We start from the raw sequence: 2,444 nt of genomic DNA, 5'->3' as shown, positions 1-2,444 counted from the left end.
AAGCATAGCCTTAACTACGCTTCTATTGCCCTCTTTTTTCATCTCATCTATTATTTCAGATAGGATTACAGGTCTAACTATCTTATATAGTTTTTCCTCCTCCTTATATAAAAATCCACCTTCACTAAAAAAATTTTTGATTTTTACTATCATTTTTTTCTTTCCAGATTCACTCCACTTTTCAACTATTTCAGATTGTTCCGCTTTTAAATTCATAAAGTTTTGAATATCACTCTCTTTTAAATAGTAGTCGTAATGTCTATACTTATCCCCAATGATCTCATCTAAAAACTCTAAAAGAAATCTTTCTGCACACAATATAGTGTATAAAGTTATAAATCTCCCTGTATTTGAGTCTCCATTTACCAATTGATACATTAACTCCTCTGTTAAATACTTCACTCTTTTATTTATAGTTTGAAATTTCTTTTGAAAATTACTTTCACTTGTACAGTCAAGAATATCCTTTTCTTTAAATACATCTCTCATATTCTTTAAATTGGGATTTTTAAGCAGATATCTTGCTGTATTTTTTAACTCCTGATAATAGAAATTTTCTCCTGTTATCGCTCTATACTCCATTTTTTACCTCTTTTCATTATTAATTATTACATGAAACCGAGAGCTTTTTGTACTGCATCTATTGGATCTTGATAGAATATTAGCTGCATATCTGACAATATATCTGGTGGTAAACTCCTAAATTTGAAAGTTCCCCTTCATATCTATCTTTCTTTTCATTTAGTTTTACTGAAACCTTATCTATTACTGTATAACTTCCAATCTCTTTTATTTTAGATTTAACTTTTTCAGCTTCATCTGGTCTTACATAGTTTTCAGCTAGGATTTTTTTAACTTTCTCCATTCCCTCTGTTATACTGTCCTCATCCACGTTGTTACAGTACATTCCTAAAAGATATTCAAGAACATAGACAGGGACATTTGCCCCACCTTTTATCTTAGAAACCAAATCCTTTCTTACAATCTTTCCTTCAAAAGCTTCATTTGCAATTTTATTTATCTCCATTATTTATCCCCTTAAAAATCAAATTCTGATGCTATACTTAGGTTTACCTCATACTCTTTTGAATCTAATATATCCCCACTGTCTAAATCAATAACTTTCAATAATACTTTTTCATGAGTTCCACTTAAAGTAAGCCTAAAGTTATAAAGTTTATTTTCCTCTGTAGCATTTAATCTTATCTTTTCCTCTGTACTAACCTTAACTCCATTCGAAGTATATAGAGCAATCATTATATTTCTTTCAACAACTTTATCTTGAATGCTAATTGGATCTAATTGATAAACTCCAAATTTTGAAAGATTCGATGTTATCTTTCCAACACTCTCTTTTAACTTCACGTTAACTTTCCTAGATTTTGTAGCATTTATACCACCACGATATTTAATAAGAGGTACTATCATTTCTTGAGGGCTTATTCCTCCATGAACAAATTGAAGACCACTTCCTAAACTTTTTATTCTTTGATTTTTTTCAGGGAACACACCATAATACCCACCTAAATCCAGTGTTACGCATCCCTTTTCCTCATATTTTTCTGAAGATAAAGCATATCTTTTTCCAAGTATTGAATAGCTGTTTTTTAGCTCTAGTTTATCATGCTCCTCAATCTCTTTCCTTTCATAAAGAAACCCATGATCACTAGTTATATAGATATTAACTACTCCCAGACTAGATAGTAGTTTTCCCATTCCAACTATATCTGAAACTGCTGTTTCTACAGCTTCAAAAGTTTTACTCTCTGTTTTACCTTTATCTCCTATTGCATCAATTGTATCATGGTATATGTATATAACTTTTTTCCCCTTTATATACTCCTCTTGCTCATTTCTATACATATTTTTAAAAATATCAAAAGTAGTAGCCGAAGATTCTTTTTCCCCAAGTCGTAATATATTTTCTCTATTTTCTGTGCTTCTGCTATCTATTCCATTTAAAGTTATCTTTCTTTCAGATATATCAAAATTTATAGTTTCACTGAAAGGTAAAAGACTTGCCATTCCTAGGCTTGTAATACTTGGTAAACTTGTTAACATACCAGTTAAACTAATCTCCTTTGTATTGGCCTCTTTTAACAACTTCTCTTTTATTTCACTCGCGACTTCATATCTAAGTGCATCTGAAATTATAACAGCTACCCTTGTATCTGATTTTTTAACATGGTTCTTATAGAAATCTCTTTGCTGAGGAAGACTATCTTTTTTATCAATATTAGTACTCCAAACATTTAAAAGAGGTTCCAAATACTCCTTTTCATAGAAAGTACTTATCATGTATTGTAACTTGTCTAATACGCCATTTATTTCAGTAGATTTTCCCATATCATATGAATGGAAAAACTCTCTATAAAATCTATCTATCTTATAGTAGTCCTCTATATAGTTTTTATAAAGTTCATTAAGATTATCCACATCATTTA

At 30.0% G+C, this 2,444-nt stretch carries 2 protein-coding genes and 1 pseudogene; all 3 read right to left on the bottom strand.

Annotated features, from left to right (window positions below):
• On the bottom strand, positions 1-582 hold a 582-nt coding region (locus ACMOUI_RS12730; protein ID WP_418966069.1), incomplete at its 3' end, for a BrxA family protein.
• 112 nt (positions 583-694) lie between these two features.
• A pseudogene (locus ACMOUI_RS12725) lies at positions 695-1,027 on the bottom strand (anti-phage BREX system Lon protease BrxL); the annotation flags it as partial.
• Between the two features lie 11 nt (positions 1,028-1,038).
• Positions 1,039-2,444 (bottom strand): BREX-1 system phosphatase PglZ type A (gene pglZ / locus ACMOUI_RS12720; RefSeq protein ID WP_418966068.1); only part of this gene is annotated, 1,406 nt, incomplete at its 5' end.

Source organism: Cetobacterium sp. (assembly GCF_048470075.1).
Classification (GTDB): Bacteria; Fusobacteriota; Fusobacteriia; order Fusobacteriales; family Fusobacteriaceae; genus Cetobacterium_A.
Note: the sequence above shows the minus strand (reverse complement) of the source record. Positions and strands in the feature narration are given on the sequence as shown.